A 25,181-nucleotide genomic window follows, 5' to 3' on the forward strand; every position below is an offset into this window, starting at 1 on the left:
GAACGCCCGACCGCGTGGGGGCAGTCGCCCCCGGTCCCCGGGTGGGGCGACAATCGCTCCAACCCGCGACGGAGGAGTCCCATGGCAGCGACGCCGCTCACCACCCTGCTCGCGGGGTGCGTCGCGGAGCGCGCGCAGGTGCGGACCGACGAGCTGAGCCGGCGGGCCCTGGCGCACGACGCCTCGCACGTGCTGCTCGTGCCCGAGGCGGTGGTGGCCCCCCGCAGCGCGCTGGAGGTCGGTGCACTGCTGCGCGCGACGGCGGGCGCGGGTATCCCGCTGACGTTCCGGTCGGGCGGGACCAGCCTCTCCGGGCAGGCCGGCACCGACGGTGTGCTCGTCGACGTGCGCCGGCACTTCCAGGGCGTCGAGGTGCTCGATGGGGGCGCCCGCGTACGGGTGGGGCCCGGCGTGACGGTCCGGCGGCTGAACGCCCAGCTGGCCCCGGTCGGCCGGCGGCTGGGGCCGGACCCGGCCAGCGAGGTCGCCTGCACGGTGGGCGGCGTGGTCGCCAACAACTCCTCGGGCATGGCCTGCGGCACCACCGAGAACAGCTACCGCACGCTGGAGTCGCTGGTGGTGGTCCTGCCGTCCGGCACGGTCGTCGACACCGGCGCCGCCGACGCGGACGAGCGGCTGCGCGCGCTCGAGCCTGCGCTGCACGCGGGTCTGCACGCGCTGCGGCGGCGGGTGCTCGACGACCCGGCGTCGGTGGCCACGCTCGCTCGGCAGTTCGCGATGAAGAACACGATGGGCTACGGCCTGAACGCCCTGGTCGACTTCGACTCGGCCCCCGAGATGCTGGCGCACCTGGTGGTGGGCAGCGAGGGGACGCTCGCGTTCGTCGCCTCGGCGACGTTCCGCACGGTGCCGCTGCGCCCCCACGCCGCGACGGCGCTGCTCGTCTTCGACGACCTGTACGCGGCCAACCGGGCGCTGCCGGCGCTCGTCGCCACCGGCGCCGCGACGGTCGAGCTCATGGACGCGACCTCGCTGCGCGTCGGGCAGACGCTCGTCGACTGCCCGGCGGCGGTCGGCGCGCTCGCCGTGGAGCGGCACGCGGCGCTGCTGGTGGAGTACCAGGCGACGACCGCCGACGAGCTCGCGTGGCTGGTGGGCGAGGCGCAGCCGGTGCTGGGCGACGTGCCGCTGACCTCCGACCCCGGCACGCGCAACCGGCTGTGGACGCTGCGCAAGGGCCTGTACACGTCCGTGGCCGGCGCGCGGCGCAGCGGGACCACCGCCCTGCTGGAGGACGTGGTCGTCCCGGTGGAGCGGCTGGCGGACGCGTGCGCCTCGCTCACGACGCTGTTCGGCCGGTACGGCTACGCGGACGCGGTGATCTTCGGACACGCCAAGGACGGCAACATCCACTTCATGCTCACCGACCGGTTCGAGTCGGCGGACCAGCTGGCGCGGTACGCCGGCTTCACCGAGGACCTGGTGAGCCTGGTGCTCGACAACGGAGGCTCGCTCAAGGCCGAGCACGGCACCGGCCGCGTCATGGCACCCTTCGTCCGGCGCCAGTACGGCGACGAGCTCTACGACGTGATGCGCCAGGTCAAGCGGCTGTTCGACCCGCGCGGGCTGCTCAACCCGGGCGTCCTGCTCTCCGACGACCCGCACGCCCACCTGCGGCACATCAAGCTGGCGCCCACGGTCGAGGCCGAGGTCGACCGCTGCGTCGAGTGCGGCTACTGCGAGCCGGTGTGCCCGTCGCGGGACCTCACCCTGACCCCACGGCAGCGGATCGCGCTGCGCCGCGACATCCGCGCCGCGGAGCTGGCCGGCGACGACGGCACGGTCGCGAGGCTCGAGCGCGCCTACGAGTACCCGGGCGTGGACACGTGCGCGGTCGACGGCATGTGCGCGACCGCGTGCCCGGTCGGCATCAACACCGGGCTGCTGGTCAAGACGTTGCGCCGGGAGAACCTGTCCGCGCCGGCCGGGGCCGCGTGGAAGGCGGCGGCGACCCACTGGGGCGCGACCACGGCGCTGGCGTCGACCGCCCTCACGGTGGCCCGCGCGGTGCCCGGTCCGCTGGTCCCCGCCGCCACGGCAGTCGGACGCGCGGTCCTCGGGTCCGAGACCGTGCCGCAGTGGACCTCCGACCTGCCCCGCGGCGGTGCGTCACGCCGCCGACCTCGACCGAGCGCCCCGGCGGACGCCGTCTACCTGCCCGCGTGCGTCAACGTGATGTTTGGTCCGGCCGAGGGCGACGGGGTCCAGGTGGCGTTCGAGGACCTCTGTGCGGACGCGGGGCTCACGCTCCTGGTCCCCGAGGTCATCGAGGACCTGTGCTGCGGCACGCCCTGGTCGTCGAAGGGCGCCGCGGCCGGTCACGAGGTCATGCGCGCCGCCGCCCTGCCCGTGCTGCGCGAGGCCACCGACGGCGGGCGGCTGCCCGTGGTGTGCGACGCCTCGTCGTGCACCGACGGCTTCCGCCAGCTCGTCGGGGGCGACGTGCAGGTGGTCGACGTCGTCGCGTTCGTCGCCGACCGCATCCTGCCCGTCCTCGGGCCGTTGCGCCGGCTCGAGTCGGTGACCCTGCACCCGACCTGCTCGTCCACGCAGCTGGGTCTGGACCCGGCGCTGCGGGCCGTCGCCGAGGCGGTCGCCGAGACCGTCACCGTGCCTCTCGACTGGGGGTGCTGCGCGTTCGCGGGCGACCGCGGGATGCTGCACCCGGAGCTGACGGCCGCGGCGACCCGCCGAGAGGCGGCGGAGGTCGCGCGCCTGGGTGCCCAGGCGCACGCCAGCTGCAACCGCACCTGCGAGCTCGGCATGACGCGGGCCACGGGCGCCACCTACCGGCACGTCGTCGAGCTGCTGGCCGAGCAGGCCCGCCACTAGCCGCACCACCCGTTCGGCACCATCCAGCAAAGGAGCAGAGATGAACCCGGAGACCACGGCACTCGTGCTGATCGAGTTCCAGAACGACTTCACCAGCGCGGGCGGCGCCCTGCACGGCGCGGTGCAGGAGGTGATGGAGAGCACCGGCATGCTCGCGCACGCCCGGACCGCGCTGGAGGCCACCCGGGCGGCCGGCGCCACCGTGATCCACAGCCCCATCGCCTTCCAGGCGGGGTACGGCGAGATCACCGCGCACCCTTACGGCATCCTCAAGGGCGTCGTCGACTCGAACGCCTTCGTCAAGGGCTCCTGGGGCGCCGACTTCGTCGCCGACGTCGCGCCCGTCGAGGGCGACATCATCGTCGAGGGCAAGCGCGGCCTCGACGCCTTCGGGTCGACGAACCTCGACTTCATCCTGCGGTCCAAGGGCATCACGACGGTCGTGCTGGCGGGCTTCCTCACCAACTGCTGCGTGGAGTCGACCATGCGCTCCGCCTACGAGAAGGGCTTCGAGGTCATCACGCTCACCGACGCCGTGGGCGCCACCTCGCAGGCCGAGCACGCCAACGCGATCACCTACGACTACCCGATGTTCTCCAAGCCGATGACGGCCGACGAGTACGTGGGGACGCTGCGGGGAGCGGCGGTGACGGCCGACGCCTCGCGCGGCTACTGACGGGTGAACTGGCTGGCGGTGAACACCGCGCCCTGCGGGTCGCGGACCCTCGCGGTCCGCGTCCACGCGGTGTCCTGCGTGGCCAGCACCTCGCCGCCGTGGGCGGTGGCCGCCGCCGTGGTCGCGTCGCGGTCGGCCACGGAGAACGAGACGTGCCAGTGGGACGTCTCGTCGGCGCGCGCGGGCACCACCCAGCCGATGGCGTCGGCGAACCCGGGCGGCGCGGACACGGCCGCCTGGCGCGCGTGGATCTCGGGGTCGACCGTGGCGGCAAGGTGGTCGCCGTAGCTCGGGACGCGGATGAGCGTCCCGAAGCCGACGTCCGCGACCTCCCACCCGAACGCCTGGGCGTAGAGGGCCTGGGCGGCGGCGGGGTCGCTGGTGTGCAGGTCGCTGAAGTTCCAGGCGCCCGGGGTGTTGACCACCTGCGCGCCGAGGCGCCGCTTCGGCTGCCACAGCCGCAGGTCGGCGCCCTGCTCGTCGGTGAACGCTGCCCACGTCCCGCCCTCGCCCGCGACCGTGGGGCCCGTGGTGACCGTGCCGCCGGCCGCGGCGACCCGGGCCAGCGCGGCGTCCAGGTCCTCGACGGCGACGTAGGTGTGCCACGCGGGGTCGGCCGGCGCATCCCCGGCCGGGTCCGTCGGGCCGCCGATGCCGGCGGCGTCCCGACCGTCGACCTGGGCGATCACGTACCGGGACGGCAGCCCGGGCGGCGTGGCGTCCTGGAACGTCCAGCCGAGGACGGCGCCGTAGAACGCTTTCGCCGCCTCGACGTCGCGCTGCTCGATGTCGACCCACGACGTCACGCCCGGGGGATAGGTCCGCTGCTGCTGCGCCATGCGGCCAGGCTACGAACGGACACGGACAGCCGTCACCCCCGCAGGTCGAGCTCCAGCAGCGTGCAGGAGAAGTCCGCGAAGTCGCGCTGCCCGACCGCCGTGAACCCGTACGCCTCGTAGTAGGCGCGGATCACGGGGTTGGTCGTGCGGCAGTCGAGGCGGAACAGGCCGACCCCGGCGGCGCGCCCGCGCTGCGCGGCCCAGTCCAGCAGCGCGGTGCCGAGCCCTTCGCCGGTGTGCCCGCGGTCCACCATGAGGCCGTGCACGTACACCGCGGGGGTGTCGTCGTCGCCCCAGAAGTCCGGGTCCGACCACAGCAGGCGGACGGTGGCGACGAGCCCGGCGCCGTCCCGCACGACGTGCCACTCGCCCGCGTCCACCTGGGCGGCGATGCGCTCGCGCGGCAGCGACCCCTGCGGCCACTGCACCGTGCCGTTGGCGGCCATCCAGTCCTCGAGCGACCGGCGCAGCGCGTGGATGGCGTCGACGTCGTCGCCGGTCGCGACGACTGGCGCGAGGTGGGTGCGGAGCGGCGACCGGTCGCCCACCAGCCACAGGTGCCCGAACGGGTCGACGAAGCTGCCCTGCCGGTGCGGGCCCCACGGCATGTCGTGGGTGCGGACCGGGTCGACGCCGCCGTCCGCTCCCGCGTCCACCGCGCGCGCGACGAACGCGTCCGGGTCGTCGACGAACACCTCGACGCGGACGGTCCGGCTGCCCAGCGTCTCCGGCGTGTCCCAGCGGTTGCCCTGGGGCTGACCGAGGAAGAACGGTGCCCCGTCGACCGAGAGCCCCACGACGGAACCGAGGTCCCACCGGATCGTCGCGCCGAGCGCCCGTCCGTACCAGCGGGCGGCGGCCGCCGCGTCGGGGACGGCGAGCATCACCGAGATGACGGGCGGGTCGACGGTCATGGCGCCTCCGTGAGCAGGTCGGGGCCGATCTGGTCGATCGAGCGCACACCGCACAGTGCCATGGTGAGGTCGAGCTCGGCCCACAGGTTCTCCAGCACCGCGCGGGCTCCGTCGGCGCCGGCCAGCGCCAGGCCGTACACCCAGGGCCTGCCGACGAGGACGGCCGCGGCCCCCAGCGCGAGCGCCTTGACCACGTCGGCACCGCCGCGGATGCCGCTGTCGAACAGGACGGGGACCCGACCGTCGACCGCTTCGACGACCCCCGGCAGCGCGTCGAGCGAGCCGATCGCGCCGTCGACCTGCCGCCCCCCGTGGTTGGACACGACGATGCCGTCGACCCCGTGGTCGAGCGCGAGCCGGGCGTCGTCGGGGTGCTGGATCCCCTTGAGCACGATCGGTAGGTGCGTGCGCTCCCGCAGCCGGGAGAGGTCGTCCCAGGTCAGCGACGACCGCGAGAACACGTCGAGGAACGTGTCCACGGCGGCGCGCGGCAGCGGCGAGCGGAGGTTGGTGCGCAGGTCCCCGGGATAGTGCCGGGCGATCGACAGCAGCGCGCGGACGGCGGCGGGCGTCGGGCGGTCCGTCGACGAGCTCGTCGTCGCGGAAGCAGCACGTGCCTCCACCAGCCGGCGGAACGCCGGGTCGCTCGTGTACTGCGCGATGCCCTCCGCGCGGGCGAAGGGCAGGTAGCCGAGGTCGAGGTCCTTGGTGCGCCAGCCGAGCACGTGGGTGTCGAGCGTGACGACGAGCGCGTCGCTGCCGATCGCCGCGGCGCGCTCGACGAACGAGTCGACGACGTCGTCGTCCTTGCTCCAGTAGAGCTGGAACCACCGCGGGGAGTCGCCCAGCTCGGCGGCCGTCCGCTCCATCGGGACCGAGCCCTGCGACGAGATCACCAAGGGCAGGCCGAGCGCGCGGGCGGCCCGCGCGGCGGCCAGGTCGGCGTCGCGGTGCGCCATCTCCAGCACGCCGATGGGCGCGAGGAGCAGCGGCGCCGGGAGCCGGCGGCCGAAGAGCTCCACGGAGGTGTCGCGGGTCTCGACGTCGACGAGCATCCGGGGGACCAGCCGGTGCCGGGCGAACGCCTCGGTGTTGGCCCGCGCGGTCTGCTGCTGCCCGGCGCTGCCCGCGACGTACGCCCAGGCGGCCGGGCTCATCCGCCGCCGGGCCGCCGCGGCGAGCCGCGCGGGCTCGACGGGGACCGGAGGCCGCCGCCCGAACACCCCGGCGCGGTAGATCCGGGACTGCACGTCTCGGCCGGAGAATCCGCTCACGACGCGAGTCTGGCACGCCAGGGGTGCACTCTCAGGGCCTCCCTCGTCGACGTCCGGCGGCCTACCGTCGAGGCATGGACACACGCACTCTCGGACAGGGCCTCGAGGTCTCCGCGATCGGCCTCGGCTGCATGGGCATGAGCCAGAGCTACGGCCCGAACCCCGGCGACCGGCAGGAGATGATCGGCGTCCTGCGCGGCGCGGTGGACCGCGGGGTCACCTTCTTCGACACCGCCGAGGTGTACGGCCCGTTCGTCAACGAGGTGCTCGTGGGTGAGGCCCTGGCTCCCGTGCGCGACCGGGTCGTGATCGCGACGAAGTTCGGGTTCGACCTGCACCCCGACGGGTCGCACCACGGCACGACGAGCCGGCCGGAGCACATCAAGGAGGTCGCCGACGCCTCCCTGCAGCGCCTCGGGATCGACGTGATCGACCTCTTCTACCAGCACCGGGTCGACCCGCAGGTGCCCATCGAGGACGTCGCGGGTGCGGTCGCCGAGCTGGTCCAGGCCGGCAAGGTCCGGCACTTCGGGCTGTCCGAGGCGGGCGCGGGGACGATCCGGCGCGCGCACGCCGTGCACCCCGTCACGGCTCTGCAGAGCGAGTACTCGCTGTGGACGCGGGACCCGGAGGCCGAGGTGCTGCCCGTGCTGGCGGAGCTGGGGATCGGCTTCGTGCCGTTCAGCCCGCTGGGCAAGGGGTTCCTCACGGGGACGGTCGATGCAGCGACCACGTTCACCGAGAAGGACATCCGCACGACCATCCCGCGGTTCAGCGAGGAGAACCGCCAGGCCAACCAGGCGCTGGTCGACCTGGTCACCGAGATCGCCACGCGGCACGCGGCGACGCCGGCGCAGGTGGCGCTCGCCTGGCTGCTTGCGCAGCAGCCGTGGATCGTGCCCATCCCCGGCACCCGGCGGCTGAGCCGGCTGGAGGAGAACATCGGCGCCGTCGACCTCGAGCTGAGCGCCGACGAGCTCGCCCGGCTCGGGTCCGCGGCCGACGAGATCGGCGTGCACGGAAACCGCTACAACGATGCGGGGATGCGCGCCGTCGGCCTGTGACCGTCAGCGCGCCCGCACCAGGTCGAGCTCGAGCCAGCGGGCGAGGTCCTCGATCTCCGCGTCCACAGCCGCCGCGTCGGCCGCGCTCCACGGGACGTCCTGGTGCACCGCGTGGACCCGCAGCACACCAGCACGGACGTCGGCGGCGGCGTCCAGCTTTCCGACGAGCCGGTCGCCCAGCAGGATCGGCAGCGCGTAGTAGCCCCAGCGTCGCTTGGCGGCGGGCTTGAACATCTCCAGCGCGTACTCGAACTCGAAGATCTCCGCCATCCGCTTGCGGTCGCTGAGCAGCCGGTCGAACGGCGACAGGAGCGCCGCCCGCCCCTCGAACGGGCCCCCGAGCAGCTCGGGATCGACCCGCCACTCGCCGCGGACGCCCTCGACGACCGCCGGCTCGCCGGCCTCGCCCACGGCCACGGGCTCGACCGGCTGCTCGGTGCCGGTGGGCCGCGCGATGCCGAGGGCGCGCAGGCGTCGCTCGTCGCGGATCCGGCGGGCCTCGTCTGCCGGTGGGAAGGGCTCGTCGGGGTAGATCCGCTCGGCCAGGTCCCAGAGCCGGTCGCGACCCTGCCGCCCGGCCACCGCGACGTCACCGCTGTGCACCATGACCTCGAGCATCATCACGACGTTGCGGTTGTTGTTCCAGCCGGACGAGCGCCACGGCCGCACGCACGTGTCCGGCAGCTCCCGCGCCGTCAGCGGACCGTCGGAGCGCAGCAGCTCGAGGATGTCCTGGCGGCAGCCCTCGTTGTCGTGCAGCCAGCGCGCGTTCGCGACCTGCCAGCCCTTGACGTCCGGCCCCACCCCGGGCCAGTCCTCCATCTCGGCGCGGAACAGCGCGATGTCCTCGGGGACGCGGACGGTCCCGCGGAAGTCGAGCAGCGACAGGTCGTCGAGGGAGTCGCTGAGCTCGCCCGGGTCGTACGCGGAACCGAGCCGGCTCCACAGGACGAGGTCCGCGCTGGGCGCGACCGCGCTGGTGGGCTCGAGCTGGACCATGGTGAGGCGTCGCACGGTCTCGTGGACGTCCGTCGGTCGCTGCGCGGTGAGCAGCTGCGCGCGGACGGCGACCCGACGGGCGTCGGCGCGCGAGAGGGCCTCCATGCCCGGCGACCCTACGACCACCGACCGACACCCGCGCTCGCTAGGGTCGCCGCATGATCCGGACGCTGGCCGTCGAGCGCTACCGCAGCCTGGACGAGCTGGTGCTCGGGCTCGACCGGCTCACGGTGGTCACGGGCCCGAACGGGAGCGGCAAGACGAGCGTCTACCGGGTGCTGCGGCTGCTGGCCGACATCGTGCGGGACGGCGCGATCAGCTCGCTGGCCCGCGAGGGCGGCATGCGCTCCGCCCTCCACGCCGGCCCGCGCCCGAAGGGGCCGGTGGCCGTGCGGCTCGGCGTCGCGACCGAGGACCTGTCGTACGCGATCGACCTCGGCCTGCCGCAGCTGGGGCCGTTCAAGCTCGACCCGGAGATCAAGTCCGAGGTCGTCTGGTCGGGTCCGGTGCTGCGCCCGTCGACCATGCTCACCGAGCGCGTCGGGATGCGGGTCAGGAGCCGCGACGACGACGGGACCTGGCGCGACGCGCCGCTCGCGGTCAGCCAGCACGAGTCCGTCATGGCCGTGCTCGCCGACCCGGCCGCGACGCCGGACCTCTTCGCGCTGCGGGAGCAGGCCCGGCGCTGGCGGTTCTACGACCACCTGCGCACCGACGCCGACGCCCCCGCCCGCCGGCCCGGCGTCGCGACCTTCACGCCCGTGCTCGCGCCCGGCGGTGACGACCTGGCCGCGGCGCTGCTGACGATCGGGCGCGTCGGGGACGACGAGACCCTGCAGGCCTGCGTGGACGCCGCGTTCCCCGGCTCCCAGGTGGTCGTCGACGAGGACGAGGACGGGACGTGCCGCGTCCGCATGACCCAGCCGGGCCTGCTCCGGGCGCTCTCGGCGGCGGAGCTCTCCGACGGGACGCTGACGTACCTGCTGCTGCTCGCGGCGTGCCTGGCCACCCGGGCGCCGGACCTGCTGGTGCTCAACGAGCCCGAGTCCAGCCTCCACCCGAGCCTCATGCCGGCCGTCGGCGCGCTGGTCGCGTCCGCGTCCGAGCGCTCGCAGGTGCTCGTCGTGACCCACTCGGGCGACCTGGTCCGGGCCCTGCGGGCCGCCGGCTCGACGACGGTGGAGCTCAGCAAGAACGGGGCGTCGACCACGGTCGCCGGGCGCGACCGGTTCGACGGCCCGCCGTGGAGCTGGCCGAAGCGCTGACCCCTTCCCGTCGGCGGACCGCGGGTCTACGGTTTCGATGGCTGTCCGCCCGAGGCAACGGGGCCTCGGGCTCAGCCGCTGCGAGGTTCCGTTGACTGCTCCGACCTCCGACGCCGCACCGCTCGGGTTCCCCGAGACCGGCAAGGGCCTCAAGGGCGGCGCGCTCGGCCTGGTGTCGAGCGTCGTCGTCGGCACGGCGTCCACCGCCCCGGCGTACAGCCTCGCGGCGAGCCTCGGGTTCGTCGTCGCGGGTGGCGGGGCGATCCTGGCCGGCGTCAAGGCGCCCGCGATCATCCTGCTCGCCTTCGTCCCGATGTACCTGATCGCCGTCGCCTACCAGGAGCTCAACCGCGCGGAGCCGGACTGCGGGACCACCTTCACGTGGGCGGCCCGGGCGTTCGGCCCGGTCACGGGCTGGCTGGGCGGCTGGGGGATCATCGCCGCCGACGTCATCGTCATGGCGAACCTCGCGCAGATCGCCGGGGCGTACTCGTTCACGTTCGTCGCGGACCTGGGGTGGGAGGCGGTCGGCGACCTCGCGTCGAGCACCCTGTGGACCACGGTCGCGGGCCTGCTGTGGATCGCGATCATGACCTACATCTGCTACCGCGGGATCGAGGTCTCGGCGCGCATCCAGTACGTCCTGCTGGCCATCGAGGTGGCCGTGCTGCTCATGTTCTCGGTGGTCGCGCTGGCCAAGGTCTACTCCGGCAACGGGGAGTCGTACTCCCTGATCCCGTCCTGGGACTGGTTCTGGCCCGGCGGGCTCAGCATCGCCGACGTCATCGCGCCCGCGCTGCTCACGGCCGTCTTCATCTACTGGGGCTGGGACACGGCGGTCTCGGTCAACGAGGAGTCCGACGACCCCGGCCGGACCCCCGGCCGCGCCGCCATCCTCTCGACGCTGCTGCTGCTCGTCACCTACACGCTCGTCTCGACCGCCGCCGTCGCATTCGCGGGCGTCGGGACCACGGGCATCGGCCTCGGCAACCCCGACAACGCCGACGACGTGTTCGCGGCGATCGGGCCGGCGCTGTTCGGCGACACGGCGCTCGGACACGTCGGGCTGCTGCTGCTGTCCGCGTCGATCCTCACGTCGGCGTCCGCGTCGACGCAGACGACCATCCTGCCGACGGCCCGCACCACGCTGTCGATGGCCGCGTACAAGGCGATGCCCGCCGCGTTCGCCAGGATCCACCCGCGGTACCTGACCCCGGGCGTCTCCACGATCGCGATGGGCCTGGCGTCGATGCTGTTCTACGCGATCTTCACGCTGATCAGCCCGAGCCTGCTGACGGCGCTCATCGGGTCGGTCGGCCTGATGATCGCGTTCTACTACGGCCTCACGGGCTTCGCGTGCTCGTGGTTCTACCGGCGCACGTTGCACCACAAGCCGCGCGACTTCGTCATGCAGGGCGTCCTGCCGTCGCTGGGCGGCCTGATCCTGCTGGTCGCGTTCGTGTACGCGCTGAAGTCGTTCGCGGCGGTCGACTGGCTGCAGGACGACGACGGCAACGACGTGACGATCTTCGGCATCGGAGCGGTGGCCGTCGTCGGCGTCGTCGCGATCCTCATCGGCGCCGTCCTCATGGTGGTCTGGCGGCTCCGGGAGCCCGCGTTCTTCCGCGGCGAGACCCTGCCACGGGCCGGGTCGCACGACCTGGTGCTCGTGGGCTCCACCGCCGCCGACGAGCCGGTGTTCCGGCTCCCCGACTCGGGGCTGCCGGGCATCGTCATCGCCCCCGACCTGTCCAACCTGCCGCCGGGCGCCCGGGCCGTGGACCCGATGTCCGGCACCGAGGTCGACGACGAGCCGGGCTAGTCGCCCGCGACGACCTTCGCCTTGGCCGCGCGGTACTCCTCGTCGTCCAGGTCACCGGCCGCGTGCAGCCGGCTCAGGCGCTCGAGCCGGGTGGTGACGTCGTCGACGGGCGGCGCCGGATGCGCGGCGCCGTGCTCCTGCCTGCTGCGCTGGAAGGCGTCGGCCCCGTCCTTGGCGGCGGTGACGGCTCCCTTGGTGAGCGCGACACCCGTCTCGCCGACCGCGACGACCGCGGTGGCGCTCTTCGACGTCAGCGAGCCCTTGGTCGTGTCGCTCACGGGCAGCTTGCCGATGCCGGCGGCGACCACGCGCTGCACGTCCTGGGCGATGCCGAGCCGCCGGAGCCGCTCCTCGAGGGAGGCCTTCTCGTCGGGGTCCATGCGCCGATCCTGCCCCATCGCGCTGCCCGGGGCAGAGGGGCCCCGCGTGCTACTGTCCGCAACAGGACGCTTGACCATTCCATGACCATTGCGAGGCGCAGGAAAACCGCCTCTGCGACGACCTGGACGTGAAGGACGACGATGACCGAGGCAGCCCCGCTCCAGCCCCCCGCGCCGCAGTCCGCGTTCGCGCTCGAGGCGCCCGCGCCGGTGTCCCCGGTGGCGACGACGGCGGCCCCCACCATGGCTCCGCAGATCCCCGAGGCCGCCCTGCCGGGGCTGGACGCGAAGGTCTCGGCGTACGTCGACGGCCTGATGTCCGCCCAGCTCGGGTCCCCCGAGCTGGCCCGCAAGGCCGACGACATCCGCCTCATGGGCGACTCCGACATCCGCGCGGCGGCGGAGACGTCGAACCGCCTGCTCCAGGCGCCGGTCAAGGAGCTGCGCGAGGGCGGGGTCTCCGGGACGTCGCAGGTGAGCAAGTCGCTGCTGGACCTGCGCAAGACGGTGGAGGGCCTGGACCCCAGCGAGGCGACGATCGGCAAGAAGCTGCTCGGGCTCATCCCGTTCGGCGACTCGATGACCGACTACTTCCGCAAGTACGAGAGCTCGCAGAAGCAGATCGACGCGATCGTGCGCGCCCTCTACAACGGGCAGGACGAGCTGCGGAAGGACAACGCCGCGCTCAACCTGGAGAAGCAGCACCTCTGGGACACCATGGCGCGCCTGCACCAGTACATCTACGTCGCCGAGTCGCTGGACACGCGCCTGTCGACGACGATCGCCGAGCTCGACGCGACCGACCCCGCGCGCGCCAAGGCCCTGCGCGAGGACGTGCTGTTCTACGTCCGGCAGAAGCACCAGGACCTGCTCACGCAGCTGGCGGTCTCGATCCAGGGCTACCTCGCGATCGACATCATCATCAAGAACAACCTCGAGCTCATCAAGGGCGTCGACCGGGCGACGACCACGACGGTCTCCGCCCTGCGCACCGCCGTCACGGTGGCCCAGGCGCTGAACAACCAGAAGCTCGTGCTCGACCAGATCACGGCGCTGAACACGACCACGTCCGGGCTCATCGCGTCGACCGCCAAGATGCTCAAGGAGCAGTCGGTCGGCATCCAGGAGCAGGCCGCGAGCGCGACCGTCGGGCTGCCGCAGCTGCAGCAGGCGTTCGCGGACATCTACGCGACCATGGACTCGATCGACACCTTCAAGGTCAAGGCGCTGGACTCGATGACGACGACCATCGGCGTGCTCGAGACCGAGACCACGAAGGCCCGCAGCTACCTCGACCGCGTCAAGCGCGCGGACACCACCGACGTCGCCGGTGGTTCGCTCGACCTCGGCACGAGCTGAGCGACCTGAGCAGGCACAGGCCGGGTAGGTCAAGAAGATGAGCTGGTTCGCACGCCTGAGGGGGCGGCGTCAGGAGCCCGAGCTCCCCGCGCCGCCGCCTGCGCCGACGTCCGCCGACATCCTGGCGTCCGCGCACCAGGTGGAGCAGCAGATCGTCGGCAGGGTGCCCGCCGCCGTGACGGCCCGGGTGCACCGGATCGCCCGGACGGTCGAGGAGATGGCGCCGCGCCTGGACCGGCTGGGCGCGGGCAGCCGGCAGGCGCACACGGTCGTCGCGACGGCCACGAGCTACCTGCCCGAGGCCGTCGGCGGCTACCTGCGCCTCCCGCGTGACTTCGCGGACCGGCGCGCCGTGTCGAAGGGGAAGACCTCGCTCATGGTGCTCTGCGACCAGCTCGACCTGCTGGGGGTCACGCTGGACAAGATCTCCGACGCCGTCTCGCGCGAGGACGCCAACGCGCTCGTCGCCCACGGCCAGTTCCTGGCCGAGAAGTTCGGGGAGTCCTCCTTGGCGCTGGCTCCGGACGCCGGCCTCGACACCCCGCAGAGGGAGCTCCCGTGAACCTGCCCGCTTCCCTCGACGCGCTCGCCGACGCGGGTCGCGAGGCCGGTCTCGACGAGGCCGCGGTCCGCGACGAGGGCGCGCGCCTGGCCGCCGCGGTCGCCGAGTCCGTGCCCGGTGCGGCTGCCGCCTGGCTCGCGGCCGTCGGCTCGCCCGGTGCGACGTACGGCGCCTTCTTCTCGGCGGCGTCCAGCGCACGTCGCTGGCGGTCGGCGCCGACCGACCTCCTGGCGAAGCTCGTGGCGGACGGCTCCGCGCACGCGGGGGACTACGCCGCCGCGCTGGCCGGCGTGGTCTCCGCGGCCTGCGACCTCGGGCCCGCGGAGATCGAGGTGATCGCGCGCGCGTCGGCCACGGCCGCGGTGCAGCTCGCCGCCGTCGGCGGGCCGCGGCCGGTGGCGTTCGCCGACCCCGAGCTGCGCGCGCTGCAGCTCCCCGAGGCTCACCTGCTCGACACGTCGACGCCCGACCCCGAGAGGGCCGCGGCGTCGAGCGCTCCTACCACCTGGACGCCCGAGGCGAAGCCCGCCAAGTCGCTCGACGAGCTGCTCGCCGAGCTCGACGCGCTCGTCGGGCTGTCCCGGGTGAAGGCGGAGATCCGCCAGCAGACGCAGCTGCTGCGCGTCGAGCGGCTCCGCACCGAGGCCGGCCTGACCGCGCCGACGATCACGCGCCACCTGGTGTTCCTGGGCAACCCCGGCACCGGCAAGACCACCGTCGCGCGCCTGGTCGCCGGCATCTACCAGGCGCTCGGGCTGCTGACCAAGGGCCACCTGGTCGAGGTGGACCGCTCCGAGCTGGTCGCCGGGTACCTCGGGCAGACCGCGGTGAAGACCTCGGAGGTCGTCGCGACCGCCCTGGGCGGCGTGCTGTTCGTCGACGAGGCCTACGGGCTGGCAGAGGACCAGTACGGCGCCGAGGCGGTGAACACGCTGGTCAAGGACATGGAGGACCACCGCGACGACCTGGTCGTGATCGTCGCCGGCTACCCGGGACCGATGGCGACGTTCCTCGCGACGAACCCCGGCCTGGAGAGCAGGTTCTCCACCACCGTGGAGTTCGACGACTACACGGACGCCGAGCTGCGCGAGATCTTCGCCCGCACCGCGACGAAGGCCGACTTCGAGCCGACCCCCGAGTGCCTCGACCGGTTCGAGGAGCTGGCGTCGCTGCAGGTCCGCGACGAGGGGTTCGGCAACGGCCGGTACGCCCGCAACGTGCTGGACCAGGCGATCACCCGGCACGCCTGGCGCCTGCGGGACGTTGAGAGACCGACGGTGGAGCAGCTGCGGCTGCTGCTCCCCGAGGACCTGGTGCCCGAGCCCGACCACATCGAGGAGTCCGCGTGACGCAGACCATCGCTCAGCCGGCGGCCCCTCCGGCGGCACCGGCACCCGCGCCGGTCGTGCACCGGACCGGGGTGCGCGCGGCGCTGAGCCGCACCCCCGGCAAGATGCGCGTCGCCGGGGTCCTCGCTGTCGTCGCGTCCCTGGCGGTCGGCCTGCTCGGGCTGCGCGCGGGCCTGGCCCAGTCCGACGCGCTGGCCGACGCGGACGCCGACACCACCCAGCTCGTCGGCATCCAGGACGTCCGCAACGACCTGGTCGTGGCGGACGCGACCGCGACCAACGCGTTCCTCGTCGGCGGGCTCGAGCCCTCCGAGCAGCGCGCCCGGTACGACGAGGCGATCGCGTCGGCGGCGCACGGCCTGGCGCAGCTGGCCGGCTCCAACGAGGCCGACGCCGAGCTGCTGGGCAAGGCGACCGCCGGGCTGACCACGTACACGGGGCTCGTCGAGCAGGCGCGGGCCAACAACCGGCAGGGCTTCCCCGTCGGCGCGGCCTACCTCGATCAGGCGTCGTCGGTCCTGCGCACGGACGTGCTGCCGCACCTCGACGACCTGGTCGCCGCGAACAGCGACCGGGTGGACGCGTCCTTCGACTCGGTGGGCTCGGTGCCGTGGCTGCTGGCGCTGGGCATCCTCGCGCTCGCGGTGCTCGTCGTCGTGCAGGTGTGGCTGGCGCGACGCACCCACCGCCGGCTGAACGCCGGGCTGTTCTGGTCGACGGTGCTCGCGCTCGCGGCGAGCGTGGGCGGCGCGGTGGTGCTCGGGTCCACGGCCCAGCGGGCGGGCGACGTCCGGCACGGCCCGTACGACGCCACCGTCTCGGTGTCCCGGGCGTACTCGCTGGCCAACGACGCGAAGTCGATGGAGTCGTTCACGCTGATCAAGCGCGGGTCCGGCGCGGCGTACGAGGAGACGTTCGTCGCGGAGACGGACCAGGCGCGCACGCTGCTGTCGCGGGACACGGTCGACCCGAGCCTGGCGCCGCTGCTCGACGACTGGGTCGCCGCGCACCAGGAGATCCGGAAGCTCGACGACGGCGGGGACTGGGACGGCGCGGTCGCGCTGGCCGTCAGCAGCGCTCCGGGGGACCCCAACGACGTGTTCCAGACCTTCTCGACGGCGGCGGGGTCCAGCCTCGAGGCGAGCGCGCAGGAGACCCACACGAGCCTGTCGGGGTCGGGTGGGTCGGCGGTCCTCGTCGGCTGGCTGATCCTCGTCGCGGGCCTGCTGGCGGCCGTCCTGTCCTGGCGCGGCATCTCGACCCGAGTGGAGGAGTACCGGTGAGCACCACCCTGCGATGGCGCCGCGGCGCCCTGGTCGCCTCCCTGCTCCTGCTCGCGGGCTGCTCGGGAGCGCCCGGCGCGGCCCCGGCGGCCCCCCAGGAGGCCGTCGCGGTCCCCGCCGCCGTGCCCGCCCCGGCGGCGTGCGACGACGGCACCGACCCGACGGCGTCGTACGCGCCGGACGGCGGCCCCACGCCGACGGTCGACGCGATCAGGGCCCGCGGCGCGCTCGTCGTCGGGGTCTCCGCAGACACGCTGCTCATGGGTGCGCGCAACCCCTTGTCGGGCCAGATCGAGGGCTTCGACATCGACATGCTGCGGGCGGTCTCGACGGCGATCTTCGGCAGCCCGGACCACCTGCAGTTCCGGGTGATCACCTCCGCGCAGCGGCTCGACGTGCTGGAGAACCACGAGGTCGACCTGGTGGCCCGCACGTTCACCGTCAACTGCGAGCGCTGGCAGACCATCGCGTTCTCGGCCGAGTACCTGCGGGCGGGCCAGAAGGTCCTGGTCACGCGCGACTCGACGGCGGCGAGCATCGAGGACCTAGAGGCCCTCGGCCACCAGCGCGTCTGCGCCCCGGACGGCACGACGACCCTCAAGCGGCTGCAGGAGAACTACCCGGGCGTCACGGCGGTCAGCGCGCCCACGCACACCGGCTGCCTCGTCCTGTTCCAGCAGGGAAAGGTCGACGCGATCACGGGCGACGACACGATCCTGGCCGGCTTCGCGGCGCAGGACCCCTACGCCAAGGTGGTCGGCGAGCCGTTCAGCGCGGAGCCCTACGGCATCGGCGTCGCCCAGGACCAGGTCGACCTCGTCCGGTTCGTCAACGGCGTCCTCGACCAGATGAAGGCCGACGGCACCTGGGCGACCACGTACGACCGCTGGCTGCACGCGCTCGGCCCGGCGCCGACGCCGCCCGCGTCGGTGTACGGCCGGTGAGCGGACCCGAGGCGCCCGACCCGCCCGGGAGGCTGGGCGAGCCGATCCCGGCCCCCCAGCTGCTCACCTACCTCAGCGGGCTCGAGGCGTGGCTGGCGCACCGCCGCACCGAGCTGGACCGGCTGGACCAGGCGGCGCAGGCGTCGCCCGCGTCCGAGAGCTACACCGACGACGTGCTGCTGGCGCTGACCATGTGGCAGGCGATCCGGACACGCACCGACGAGCTGGTCGAGGTGTGGGACTCGGGGCGGGCCGATGCGGTGGCCCGCGAGAAGATGTCGCAGCTGGTGTGGGGGCGGCTCGACTCGGGGCTGGGCGCCGCGCTGGTCTCGCTGGTCGAGGCCGTCACGCTGTGCGACGCGATGATCTCGCAGGTCCGGGCGCGCCTCTCGTTCGACCCCGACACGGCGGACCAGGCGTCGCGTCTGCGCGGCCTGCGGGCCGGGCTGGTGCGCTGCGAGGACCTCGCGGGCGTCGACACGGCGGCCGGCGAGCTCGTCGCCGCCCTGCGTGCACGCGAGCAGAAGCTGGTGACGCAGGCCGCCCGCGGCGCCGACATCAGCGGCCCGCTGGCCGAGCTCGAGGCGCGCGCGGCCCTCGCGGAGCGCGACCTGATCGTGCAGGTGTCCCAGCGGCGCACGCTGGAGAAGGGCCGGGCCGACGCGGCGGCGACCATGGCCGCCCTGGAGAAGCGCGAGCCGACGCTGCACGAGCTGGCGGACCGTTGCCGGCGCGAGATCGCGCGGCCGCCCAAGCTCGCCGTGCCGGACGTCTCGCGCCTCGGTGCGGTCCCCTCGACGCGGACCGAGCTCGACTCCTACGTCGACCGGCTCGCGGCGGTCGGGCGCGCGTTCGACGCCGTCGCCGACGCCTACAGCGCGCCTCTGCGCGAGCGGGCGGAGCTGCGCTACCGCCTCGAGGGTGCGCGCGCCGCGGCGGACGCCAACGGGCGCAGCGCGTCGCCGACCGTCCGGTCCGGGTACGACGAGGCCCGCGCCGTCGTCGCCCAGACGCCCTGCGACCTGACCATGACCCGCTTCCTGGTGGAGCAGTACGAGTACCTCACCCGCGACCTGCCCTCGGCGGGTCAGGAGGGACGACCCCGATGACCGCATGCACCGAGCCGGGCTGCACCGGCACCTACGAGGACGGGTACTGCAACGTCTGCGGCTCGCCGCAGGCTCCGTCGGCGGCGGTGCCGGCCGCCGCGTCGGCGACGTCGCTGCTCGGCACGGGCGTCGCCCAGGCCGAGCCGACCGCCGGCGGCGGCGACACGTACGAGCGTTCCACGCGCACCGGCCGCACGAGCTCGAGCCGCCTGGCGACGGTCGCCCTCGGCTCGGCCCGCACCGCGGCCACGGGCTCGCGGCCCACGCGCCGGGTCGGCACGTCGTCGACGCGCCTGCGCGGCGCGCGGCTGGGCGCCGGGCTGACCACGGTCCCGCCCGCTCCGGTCCAGGACCCGCTGCAGGCCGTGATGGCCGTGCCGGAGGTCGAGGAGCGCAAGCGCTTCTGCCCCAAGTGCGGGGCCGAGGTCGGTCGCTCGCGCGACGGCGTTCCGGGCCGGACCGCCGGGTTCTGCCCCAAGTGCGGCACCCACTTCGACTTCACGCCCGCGCTCAACCCCGGCGACGTCGTCGGCGGCCAGTACGAGGTGGTCGGCTGCCTCGCCCACGGTGGCCTCGGCTGGATCTACCTCGCGCGCGACCGGAACGTCTCGGGCCGCTGGGTGGTGCTCAAGGGCCTGCTCAACTCCGGCGACCCTGACGCGTACGCCGCGGCGATCTCGGAGCGGCAGTTCCTCGCCGAGGTCGAGCACCCGCTCATCGTCGAGATCTACAACTTCGCCATGCACGACGGCGCCGGCTACACCGTCATGGAGTTCGTCGGCGGCCGGTCGCTCAAGCAGATCCTGCAGGACCGCCGCGAGGCCGCGGGGGGCGTCGTCACGCCGCTGCCCGTCGACCAGGCGCTCGCGTTCGTGCTGGAGATCCTCCCGGCGTTCGCGTACCTGCACGACGTCGGCCTGCTGTTCTGCGACTTCAAGCCGGACAACGTGATCCAGCAGGGTGACGCGGTCAAGCTCATCGACCTCGGCGGCGTGCGGCGCATCGACGACCTGGACTCGGCGATCTTCGGCACCGTCGGCTACCAGGCGCCCGAGGTGCCCGAGGTCGGTCCGTCGGTGGCCTCCGACATCTACACGATCGGCCGGACGCTGGCCACCCTCGTGCTGGACTTCCGCGGCAACACCACCACGTACGCGGCGTCGCTGCCGTCGGTGTCCGACACCCCCGTCTTCCAGACCTACGACTCGTTCTACCGGCTGCTGGCCAAGGCCTGCGCCCTGGACCCGTCCGACCGGTTCGCGACGGTCGACGAGCTGCGCGCGCAGACGCTGGGCGTGCTGCGCGAGGTGGTGGCCACCGACCGCGGGCCGGGCAGCCCGGCGCTGCACTCGGCGGCGTCGGTGCTGTTCGAGGCGCCGACGTCCGACGAGGCCGGCCACCCGCTGGCCTGGGACCAGCTGCCGGCGCTCAAGGTCGACCCGAGCGACCCGGCGGCCAGCTGGCTCGCGGGCGTCAACGTCAACGACCCCGTCCAGCGCATCGCCGCCCTGGCCGAGGCCCCCGAGGACTCGGTCGAGGTCCGGCTGCGGCGCGCGACGGCGGCCATCGAGGCCGGGCGGAGGGACGTGCTCGACGGGACGATCGGGCAGATCCTGGCCGACGACCCGTGGGAGTGGCGCGCGGCCTGGCTGGGCGGCCTGTCGCAGCTGGCGGCGGGGGAGCCCGTGGCGGCGCGCGCGTCGTTCAACGCGGTCTACGGGCAGGTGCCCGGCGAGCTCGCGCCCAAGCTGGCGCTCGCCACGGCGTGCGAGCTCAGCGGCGAGCCGGACATCGCCGAGTCGCTGTACGTCATCTGCGCTCGCTCCGACGCGAACTACACCGCGCCGGCCGCGTTCGGCCTGGCCCGGATCCGCAGCGCGCGGGGGGACACGGCCGGCGCGCTCGCGGCGCTCGACCTGGTGACGGCGACGCGGAGCTCGTACGTCGAGGCCCGGATGATGCGCGCGCACCTGCTGGCAGGGTCCGCGCAGGACCTCGACGCGCTGTCGGCGGCCCTGGCCAGCGTGCACGGCGTCGCGATCGACGCCCGCGCGCGCTCCGCGCTGCGGGTCGACGTGCTCGGCAACGCGCTGTCCACCGTGCTCAAGGACGGCCCCTCGCGCACCGTCCAGCTGGACGGCGTGCCCGCGCAGGAGGCCGGGCTGCGCGACGCGCTCGAGGCGGCGCTGCGGGAGTCCGCGACGTTGGCCGAGAGCCACGACGAGCGGATCGAGCTCGTGGACAGGGCGAACGGCGTGCGCCGGTGGACCACGTGGTGACCTGCGCTGCCTGCGGCACCGTCGCCGGCGACGGAGCGGCGTTCTGCGAGCAGTGCGGCGCGTCGTTGGCGCCGGTGGCGGCGGCCCCTGCGGTGGTTGCTGTCCCGGAGCCGGTCGCTGCGGCCCCGGTCTGCCGCGCGTGCGGCGGGACCATCGCCGCCGACGGCTACTGCGAGCAGTGCGGCGAGCCGGCGGCGAACGAGCGCGACCACTGGAGCGAGCTCCCGTCCGCGCTCGTCGGCGGCGTCTGCGACCGCGGGCGCCGGCACACCCGCAACGAGGACGCGATGGCGCTCGCGGTCGCGGGGACCACCGCGGTGCTCGTCGTCTGCGACGGCGTCTCCACGGTGGCCGACTCCGACCTCGCGAGCCTCGCCGCCGCGCGCGCCGCCAAGGACGTGCTGGCCACCGGGACCGCGGGCAGCAGCGTCGGCACGTGGTCGGCGCTGCTGGACACCGCGGCCGCGGCGGCCGACCGGGCCATCGCCGACGCCATCGGCGACATGGCCGAACGCGCCGAGCCGCCGTCGTGCACGTTCGTCGCCGCGGTCGTCGACGGCCCCACCGTGGTCGCGGGGTGGCTCGGCGACTCGCGCGTGTACTGGGTGCCCGACGAGGGTGCGGCGCTGCAGGTCTCCGTCGACGACTCCGCCGCGAACGAGATGATCGCTCGCGGCGTCCCGCGCGCCCGCGCCGAGGCCTCGCCCGAGGGCCACGCCATCACCCGGTGGCTGGGAGCCGACGCCGAGACCGTGGTGCCCAGCACCGCGACCACCCGCGCGCAGGGCCCCGGCTGGGTGCTGGTGTGCTCCGACGGGCTGTGGAACTACTGCTCGGAGGCCGCCGACATCGCCGACCTGCTGCACGTCGCCGCGACCACGTACGGCCCGGCGCCCGACGCGATCGCGGCCGAGCTGGTGCGCTGGGCCAACGAGCAGGGCGGCCACGACAACATCACCGCCGCGCTCGCTCGCGTCGACGCGGGCTTAGATACTGTCCAGACCTCCCAGACCTAGGAGCCACAGTGGCCGACTTCCGCACCGAGGTGTTCCAGAACGAGTTCCTCTCCGAGGGCGCCACGGACGTGCACGCGATCGTCACGGTGACCAGCTCCGGCGCCGGCACCGCGGCCACCAGCGACGGCGGCGTCGCGGAGATCGTCATCATCGACACCTCCGGCTCGATGAGCGGGCCCAACATCGAGGCCGCCAAGTACGCGGCGCAGGTGGCAGTGGACCAGATCGTCGACGGCACGTGGTTCGCGGTCATCGGCGGAAGCCACGTGGCCAACCGCGCCTTCCCGTACCCGAACGCGCCCGTCGCGATCGTCCAGATGGAGCCGGGGGCGCGCGCGGAGGCCAAGCGGGCGATCTCGTTCATGCGCCCGTCGGGCGGCACGGCGATGAGCACGTGGCTGCGCCTCGCCGACGCGATCTTCGCCGAGGTGCCGCAGGCGACCCAGCGGCACGCGATCCTGCTGACCGACGGGCGCAACGAGTCGGAGCCGAAGCTCGAGCTGGCGCAGGCGATCAGCGCGGTCACCGGGCACTTCCAGTGCGACGCGCGCGGCGTCGGCTCGGCGTGGGAGGTGGCCGAGCTGCGCGAGATCGCCAGCGCGCTGCTGGGCACGGTCGACCTCATCCGCGAGCCCGCGGACATCGCCGAGGACTTCCGCGCGCTGGTGCAGACCTCGATGTCGAAGGGCGTCGCCGACGCCGAGCTGCGCGTGTGGGCCCCGCAGGGCGCGCAGGTGCTCTTCGTCCGCAGCGTGGCGCCCACCGTCGAGGACCTCACCTCACGCCGCACCGAGGTGAACGCCCTGACGGGTGCGTACCCCACCGGCGCCTGGGGCGACGAGTCGCGCGACTACCACGTGGCGGTCCGGGTGGCGTCCAAGCCGGTCGGGTCGGAGCAGCTGGCGGCGCGCGTGCAGATCGCGGTCGGGGGAGAGGTCCAGGCGTCCGGGCTGGTGAAGGCCCGGTGGTCGGACGACAGCTCGTTGACCGCGCGGATCAACCCCGAGGTGGCGCACTACACCGGCCAGGCCGAGCTGGCGTCCGTGATCCAGGAGGGCCTGGCCGCGAAGGCCGCCGGCGACGAGGCGACGGCCACCGTGAAGCTGGGCCGCGCGGTGCAGCTGGCCGCCGAGACCGGCAACGAGGAGGCCACCTCCCGGCTGCGCCGGGTCGTGGAGGTCGACGACGAGGAGAAGGGCACCGTGCGCCTGAAGCGCAACGCCGACAAGCTCGACGAGATGGCGCTCGACACCGCGTCGACCAAGACCACCCGGGTCCGCCGGTGAGCACCGTCACCTGCCCCAACGGGCACCAGTCCACGTCGACCGACTACTGCGACGTCTGCGGGTCGCCGATCGAGGCGGCGGCGCCCGTGTCCGCGCCGGTGCCGGCGGCCGCTGCGACCACCACCACCTGTCCGCACTGCGGTGCACCGGCGTCGTCGCTCGCCCTGTTCTGCGAGACGTGCGGCTACGACTTCACGACCGGCTCCCTGCCGCCCGCCGCGGACCCCGCGCCGGTGGTCGCCACGACCGCCCCGTCGGCCGTCGTGACGCCGGCACCCGACCCCGCCCCGCAGCTGCCCACACCGGCCCCGGAAGGCCAGGACTCGTGGGTCGCCGAGATCTGGGTGGACCCCGACTGGTACGCCGCGCAGCAGCCGGAGGACCCGATGCCCTCGGCCGGGCTGCCCGGGCTGGTGCCGCTGCGGGAGCGCAGCGTGCTCGTCGGACGCCCGTCGGTGTCCCGCAACATCCATCCCGCGGTCGACTGTGGCACCGACTCGGGCGTATCGCGGCGGCACTGCCAGCTGAACACCGACGGCCAGCGGTGGTGGGTGGAGGACCTGCAGTCCGCCAACGGCACGTACGTCAGCCGCGCCGGCGACCCCCTGCCGACCACCCCGATCCCGCCCGGCCAGCGCCGGGAGATCGAGGACGGCGACCGGCTGTACCTCGGCGCGTGGACCCGCATCGTGATCCGGACGGCGCTGCCCGGCGAGGTCTGATCAGCCCCGCCTGCGGTGGTCGGCGGCGACGGCCCGGGCGGCCACCAGGGCGAGGAGCAGGCCGATGGTCAGCGCGCTCGCGTGCCCCGCGTCGGTGAACGTGCGGTTGATCGCCCCCGGCAGCAGCCAGTAGACGGCGGTCGCGCCCAGGTACCACCAGCGCCAGCGGGGCGGCACGGCGAGGACGAGGAACCCCATCGCGGCGGCCATGACGTAGCTGACGCCGACGTCGGTGGCCTCGGCGACGCTCTCGTCGACGAACCCGTGGAAGATGCCGGTGGCCAGGCCCGCCGCGACGATGAGCCCGGCGCCGACGTGCCCGGCCAGGCCGACCACCAGCGAGGCCAGCCGCCCCACGAACCGCTGGAGGTACGCGAGGACGACGAGGAGCTGCACGACGAGCAGCAGCCCAGCCACGCTCTCGACGACGAACGCGCTGCCGAGCATCGACAGGAGCGGCTCGGCGCGCAGGTTGTTGAGGTTTCCGCTGACCCGGGCGAGGATCTGCTCGGTCCGCTCCTCGGGCTGCAGGTGGACCAGCAGCGTCACGACCGTCACCGCGGCGCAGTAGGCGATGGCCAGGTCGGCGCGGGCCACCGTGCGGCCGACGTCGCGCAGCACGTCCCCGACCAGCTCCCGGGCGGTCCGCCTCTCCGGCGCAGGCTGCCCGTCGGTCATGGCCGTCACGCTACCGCCGCTGCGGTCGCGGTCAGCGGCCTCGGGGGCCCCCGTGCAGGCGGGCGGCCTCGTCGGCCAGCAGTCGCTCGAGCACGGCGTGGCGGTCCCAGGCGGTGCGGGCGGCGGCCTCGTCGTGCCGGTGCACGGCCTCGTCGTACTCGTGGTGCGCCCGGCTGGCCGCCGCCGCGAGCCGGAACCACGGAGCCCCCTCGAGCTCGCGGCGCACCTGCGCCTCCACCTCGGGTGGCACCGCCTGCGCGTGGTGCCGCTGGTCGACGACGGTCATCTGCTCGGCTCCTTCGCCCTCGTTCCGCTCCATCGTGCGCGCCGCCATCCTCAGATCCCGGGCCGACACGCGCACGCCTACCCCGAAGGAGCAACCAGGCGGGCAGCACGTACAGCCCCGTCCCTCTTCTCAACGTCCGCCCCCGCACCGGAGATACCCGCATTCCCGGGTGATTCGAGAATGTCGTCGCCAATGCGCGCGGCGCGATTATCGCGGTCACGC

Annotated in this window: 22 protein-coding genes; 15 read left to right on the forward strand and 7 right to left on the reverse strand. The window is 74.0% G+C overall.

Annotated features, from left to right (window positions below; genetic code table 11):
• The first annotated feature begins 81 nt into the window (after positions 1-81).
• Positions 82-2,853, forward strand: coding sequence for an FAD-binding and (Fe-S)-binding domain-containing protein (locus AC1DQC_RS00615; RefSeq protein WP_477049289.1), 2,772 nt, complete (start codon positions 82-84; stop codon positions 2,851-2,853).
• Positions 2,854-2,893: 40 nt separating this feature from the next.
• Positions 2,894-3,529: a cysteine hydrolase family protein gene (locus AC1DQC_RS00620; RefSeq protein WP_477049290.1), complete on the forward strand. Its 636-nt coding sequence runs from the start codon at positions 2,894-2,896 to the stop codon at positions 3,527-3,529.
• Here the strand turns inward: AC1DQC_RS00620 and AC1DQC_RS00625 are convergent.
• From AC1DQC_RS00625 to AC1DQC_RS00635, 3 genes are read right to left on the reverse strand one after another with little or no spacing between them, the layout of a single operon-like run.
• A complete protein-coding gene (locus AC1DQC_RS00625) occupies positions 3,523-4,368 on the reverse strand; it encodes a VOC family protein (protein WP_477049291.1) in 846 nt (281 codons plus the stop codon). The two genes, AC1DQC_RS00620 and AC1DQC_RS00625, sit on opposite strands and share 7 nt — an antisense overlap.
• A 32-nt stretch (positions 4,369-4,400) precedes the next feature.
• On the reverse strand, positions 4,401-5,282 hold the full coding sequence (locus AC1DQC_RS00630) for a GNAT family N-acetyltransferase (protein ID WP_477049292.1): 882 nt from the start codon (positions 5,280-5,282) through the stop codon (positions 4,401-4,403).
• Positions 5,279-6,556, reverse strand: coding sequence for an alpha-hydroxy-acid oxidizing protein (locus tag AC1DQC_RS00635; RefSeq protein WP_477049293.1), 1,278 nt, complete (start codon positions 6,554-6,556; stop codon positions 5,279-5,281). The genes AC1DQC_RS00630 and AC1DQC_RS00635 overlap by 4 nt, the downstream gene beginning before the upstream one ends.
• 74 nt (positions 6,557-6,630) lie before the next feature.
• Here AC1DQC_RS00635 and AC1DQC_RS00640 point away from each other — a divergent pair, with 74 nt between their 5' ends.
• Entirely contained in the window at positions 6,631-7,620 is a 990-nt protein-coding gene (locus AC1DQC_RS00640; protein WP_477049294.1) for an aldo/keto reductase, read from the forward strand.
• A 3-nt stretch (positions 7,621-7,623) separates the two neighbouring features.
• Here AC1DQC_RS00640 and AC1DQC_RS00645 read toward each other — a convergent pair whose 3' ends face one another.
• Positions 7,624-8,724 carry a DNA glycosylase AlkZ-like family protein gene (locus AC1DQC_RS00645; protein ID WP_477049295.1) on the reverse strand — a complete coding sequence of 367 codons (1,101 nt, stop codon included), beginning with the start codon at positions 8,722-8,724 and terminating at the stop codon, positions 7,624-7,626.
• Between the two features lie 53 nt (positions 8,725-8,777).
• Here AC1DQC_RS00645 and AC1DQC_RS00650 point away from each other — a divergent pair, with 53 nt between their 5' ends.
• Both AC1DQC_RS00650 and AC1DQC_RS00655 read left to right on the forward strand, forming a co-directional pair.
• A complete protein-coding gene (locus AC1DQC_RS00650; protein ID WP_477049296.1) occupies positions 8,778-9,884 on the forward strand; it encodes an AAA family ATPase in 1,107 nt (368 codons plus the stop codon).
• A 91-nt stretch (positions 9,885-9,975) separates the two neighbouring features.
• On the forward strand, positions 9,976-11,706 hold the full coding sequence (locus AC1DQC_RS00655) for an APC family permease (RefSeq protein ID WP_477049297.1): 1,731 nt from the start codon (positions 9,976-9,978) through the stop codon (positions 11,704-11,706).
• Here AC1DQC_RS00655 and AC1DQC_RS00660 read toward each other — a convergent pair.
• Positions 11,703-12,086: an SHOCT domain-containing protein gene (locus AC1DQC_RS00660; protein WP_477049298.1), complete on the reverse strand. Its 384-nt coding sequence runs from the start codon at positions 12,084-12,086 to the stop codon at positions 11,703-11,705. The genes AC1DQC_RS00655 and AC1DQC_RS00660 overlap by 4 nt on opposite strands.
• A 141-nt stretch (positions 12,087-12,227) precedes the next feature.
• On the opposite strand from AC1DQC_RS00660, the gene AC1DQC_RS00665 reads away from it, so the two are divergent.
• The 10 genes from AC1DQC_RS00665 to AC1DQC_RS00710 are packed head-to-tail and all read left to right on the forward strand — an operon-like array spanning position 12,228 to position 23,995.
• Entirely contained in the window at positions 12,228-13,445 is a 1,218-nt protein-coding gene (locus tag AC1DQC_RS00665; protein ID WP_477049299.1) for a toxic anion resistance protein, read from the forward strand.
• 37 nt (positions 13,446-13,482) lie between these two features.
• Positions 13,483-14,007 carry a hypothetical protein gene (locus AC1DQC_RS00670; protein WP_477049300.1) on the forward strand — a complete coding sequence of 175 codons (525 nt, stop codon included), beginning with the start codon at positions 13,483-13,485 and terminating at the stop codon, positions 14,005-14,007.
• Entirely contained in the window at positions 14,004-15,356 is a 1,353-nt protein-coding gene (locus tag AC1DQC_RS00675; protein WP_477049301.1) for an AAA family ATPase, read from the forward strand. The genes AC1DQC_RS00670 and AC1DQC_RS00675 overlap by 4 nt, the downstream gene beginning before the upstream one ends.
• Positions 15,353-16,639 carry a hypothetical protein gene (locus AC1DQC_RS00680; protein ID WP_477049302.1) on the forward strand — a complete coding sequence of 429 codons (1,287 nt, stop codon included), beginning with the start codon at positions 15,353-15,355 and terminating at the stop codon, positions 16,637-16,639. The genes AC1DQC_RS00675 and AC1DQC_RS00680 overlap by 4 nt, the downstream gene beginning before the upstream one ends.
• Positions 16,636-17,583 (forward strand): glutamate ABC transporter substrate-binding protein, encoded by a 948-nt coding sequence (locus tag AC1DQC_RS00685; protein WP_477049303.1) that lies wholly within the window; start codon positions 16,636-16,638, stop codon positions 17,581-17,583. The genes AC1DQC_RS00680 and AC1DQC_RS00685 overlap by 4 nt, the downstream gene beginning before the upstream one ends.
• A complete protein-coding gene (locus AC1DQC_RS00690) occupies positions 17,580-18,692 on the forward strand; it encodes a hypothetical protein (RefSeq protein ID WP_477049304.1) in 1,113 nt (370 codons plus the stop codon). Before AC1DQC_RS00685 ends, AC1DQC_RS00690 begins: the two co-directional genes overlap by 4 nt.
• The gene (locus tag AC1DQC_RS00695) at positions 18,689-20,971 is read left to right on the forward strand and encodes a serine/threonine-protein kinase (protein ID WP_477049305.1); all 2,283 of its coding nucleotides are present in this window, start codon (positions 18,689-18,691) and stop codon (positions 20,969-20,971) included. The genes AC1DQC_RS00690 and AC1DQC_RS00695 overlap by 4 nt, the downstream gene beginning before the upstream one ends.
• Positions 20,956-21,987 (forward strand): PP2C family protein-serine/threonine phosphatase, encoded by a 1,032-nt coding sequence (locus tag AC1DQC_RS00700; RefSeq protein WP_477049306.1) that lies wholly within the window; start codon positions 20,956-20,958, stop codon positions 21,985-21,987. The genes AC1DQC_RS00695 and AC1DQC_RS00700 overlap by 16 nt, the downstream gene beginning before the upstream one ends.
• 8 nt (positions 21,988-21,995) lie before the next feature.
• Entirely contained in the window at positions 21,996-23,273 is a 1,278-nt protein-coding gene (locus AC1DQC_RS00705) for a vWA domain-containing protein (protein ID WP_477049307.1), read from the forward strand.
• Positions 23,270-23,995, forward strand: coding sequence for an FHA domain-containing protein (locus tag AC1DQC_RS00710; RefSeq protein WP_477049308.1), 726 nt, complete (start codon positions 23,270-23,272; stop codon positions 23,993-23,995). The genes AC1DQC_RS00705 and AC1DQC_RS00710 overlap by 4 nt, the downstream gene beginning before the upstream one ends.
• Here AC1DQC_RS00710 and AC1DQC_RS00715 read toward each other — a convergent pair whose 3' ends face one another.
• Together AC1DQC_RS00715 and AC1DQC_RS00720 are read right to left on the reverse strand one after the other, a co-directional pair.
• Positions 23,996-24,673 carry a rhomboid-like protein gene (locus AC1DQC_RS00715; protein ID WP_477049309.1) on the reverse strand — a complete coding sequence of 226 codons (678 nt, stop codon included), beginning with the start codon at positions 24,671-24,673 and terminating at the stop codon, positions 23,996-23,998.
• Positions 24,674-24,704: 31 nt separating this feature from the next.
• Positions 24,705-24,959, reverse strand: a complete 255-nt coding sequence (locus tag AC1DQC_RS00720; RefSeq protein WP_477049310.1) for a hypothetical protein — start codon at positions 24,957-24,959, stop codon at positions 24,705-24,707.
• Between the last annotated feature and the right edge of the window lie 222 nt (positions 24,960-25,181).

The sequence above is a fragment of the Cellulomonas sp. P4_H12 genome, from assembly GCF_056400905.1.

Bases quoted from the DNA above. Each gene is read 5' to 3' on its own strand.
- AC1DQC_RS00615 (WP_477049289.1), top strand. From the start codon at position 82: ATGGCAGCGACGCCGCTCACCACCCTGCTCGCGGGGTGCGTCGCGGAG.
- AC1DQC_RS00620 (WP_477049290.1), top strand. From the start codon at position 2,894: ATGAACCCGGAGACCACGGCACTCGTGCTGATCGAGTTCCAGAACGAC.
- AC1DQC_RS00625 (WP_477049291.1), bottom strand. From the start codon at position 4,368: ATGGCGCAGCAGCAGCGGACCTATCCCCCGGGCGTGACGTCGTGGGTC.
- AC1DQC_RS00630 (WP_477049292.1), bottom strand. From the start codon at position 5,282: ATGACCGTCGACCCGCCCGTCATCTCGGTGATGCTCGCCGTCCCCGAC.
- AC1DQC_RS00640 (WP_477049294.1), top strand. From the start codon at position 6,631: ATGGACACACGCACTCTCGGACAGGGCCTCGAGGTCTCCGCGATCGGC.
- AC1DQC_RS00645 (WP_477049295.1), bottom strand. From the start codon at position 8,724: ATGGAGGCCCTCTCGCGCGCCGACGCCCGTCGGGTCGCCGTCCGCGCG.
- AC1DQC_RS00650 (WP_477049296.1), top strand. From the start codon at position 8,778: ATGATCCGGACGCTGGCCGTCGAGCGCTACCGCAGCCTGGACGAGCTG.
- AC1DQC_RS00660 (WP_477049298.1), bottom strand. From the start codon at position 12,086: ATGGACCCCGACGAGAAGGCCTCCCTCGAGGAGCGGCTCCGGCGGCTC.
- AC1DQC_RS00665 (WP_477049299.1), top strand. From the start codon at position 12,228: ATGACCGAGGCAGCCCCGCTCCAGCCCCCCGCGCCGCAGTCCGCGTTC.
- AC1DQC_RS00670 (WP_477049300.1), top strand. From the start codon at position 13,483: ATGAGCTGGTTCGCACGCCTGAGGGGGCGGCGTCAGGAGCCCGAGCTC.
- AC1DQC_RS00695 (WP_477049305.1), top strand. From the start codon at position 18,689: ATGACCGCATGCACCGAGCCGGGCTGCACCGGCACCTACGAGGACGGG.
- AC1DQC_RS00715 (WP_477049309.1), bottom strand. From the start codon at position 24,673: ATGACCGACGGGCAGCCTGCGCCGGAGAGGCGGACCGCCCGGGAGCTG.
- AC1DQC_RS00720 (WP_477049310.1), bottom strand. From the start codon at position 24,959: ATGACCGTCGTCGACCAGCGGCACCACGCGCAGGCGGTGCCACCCGAG.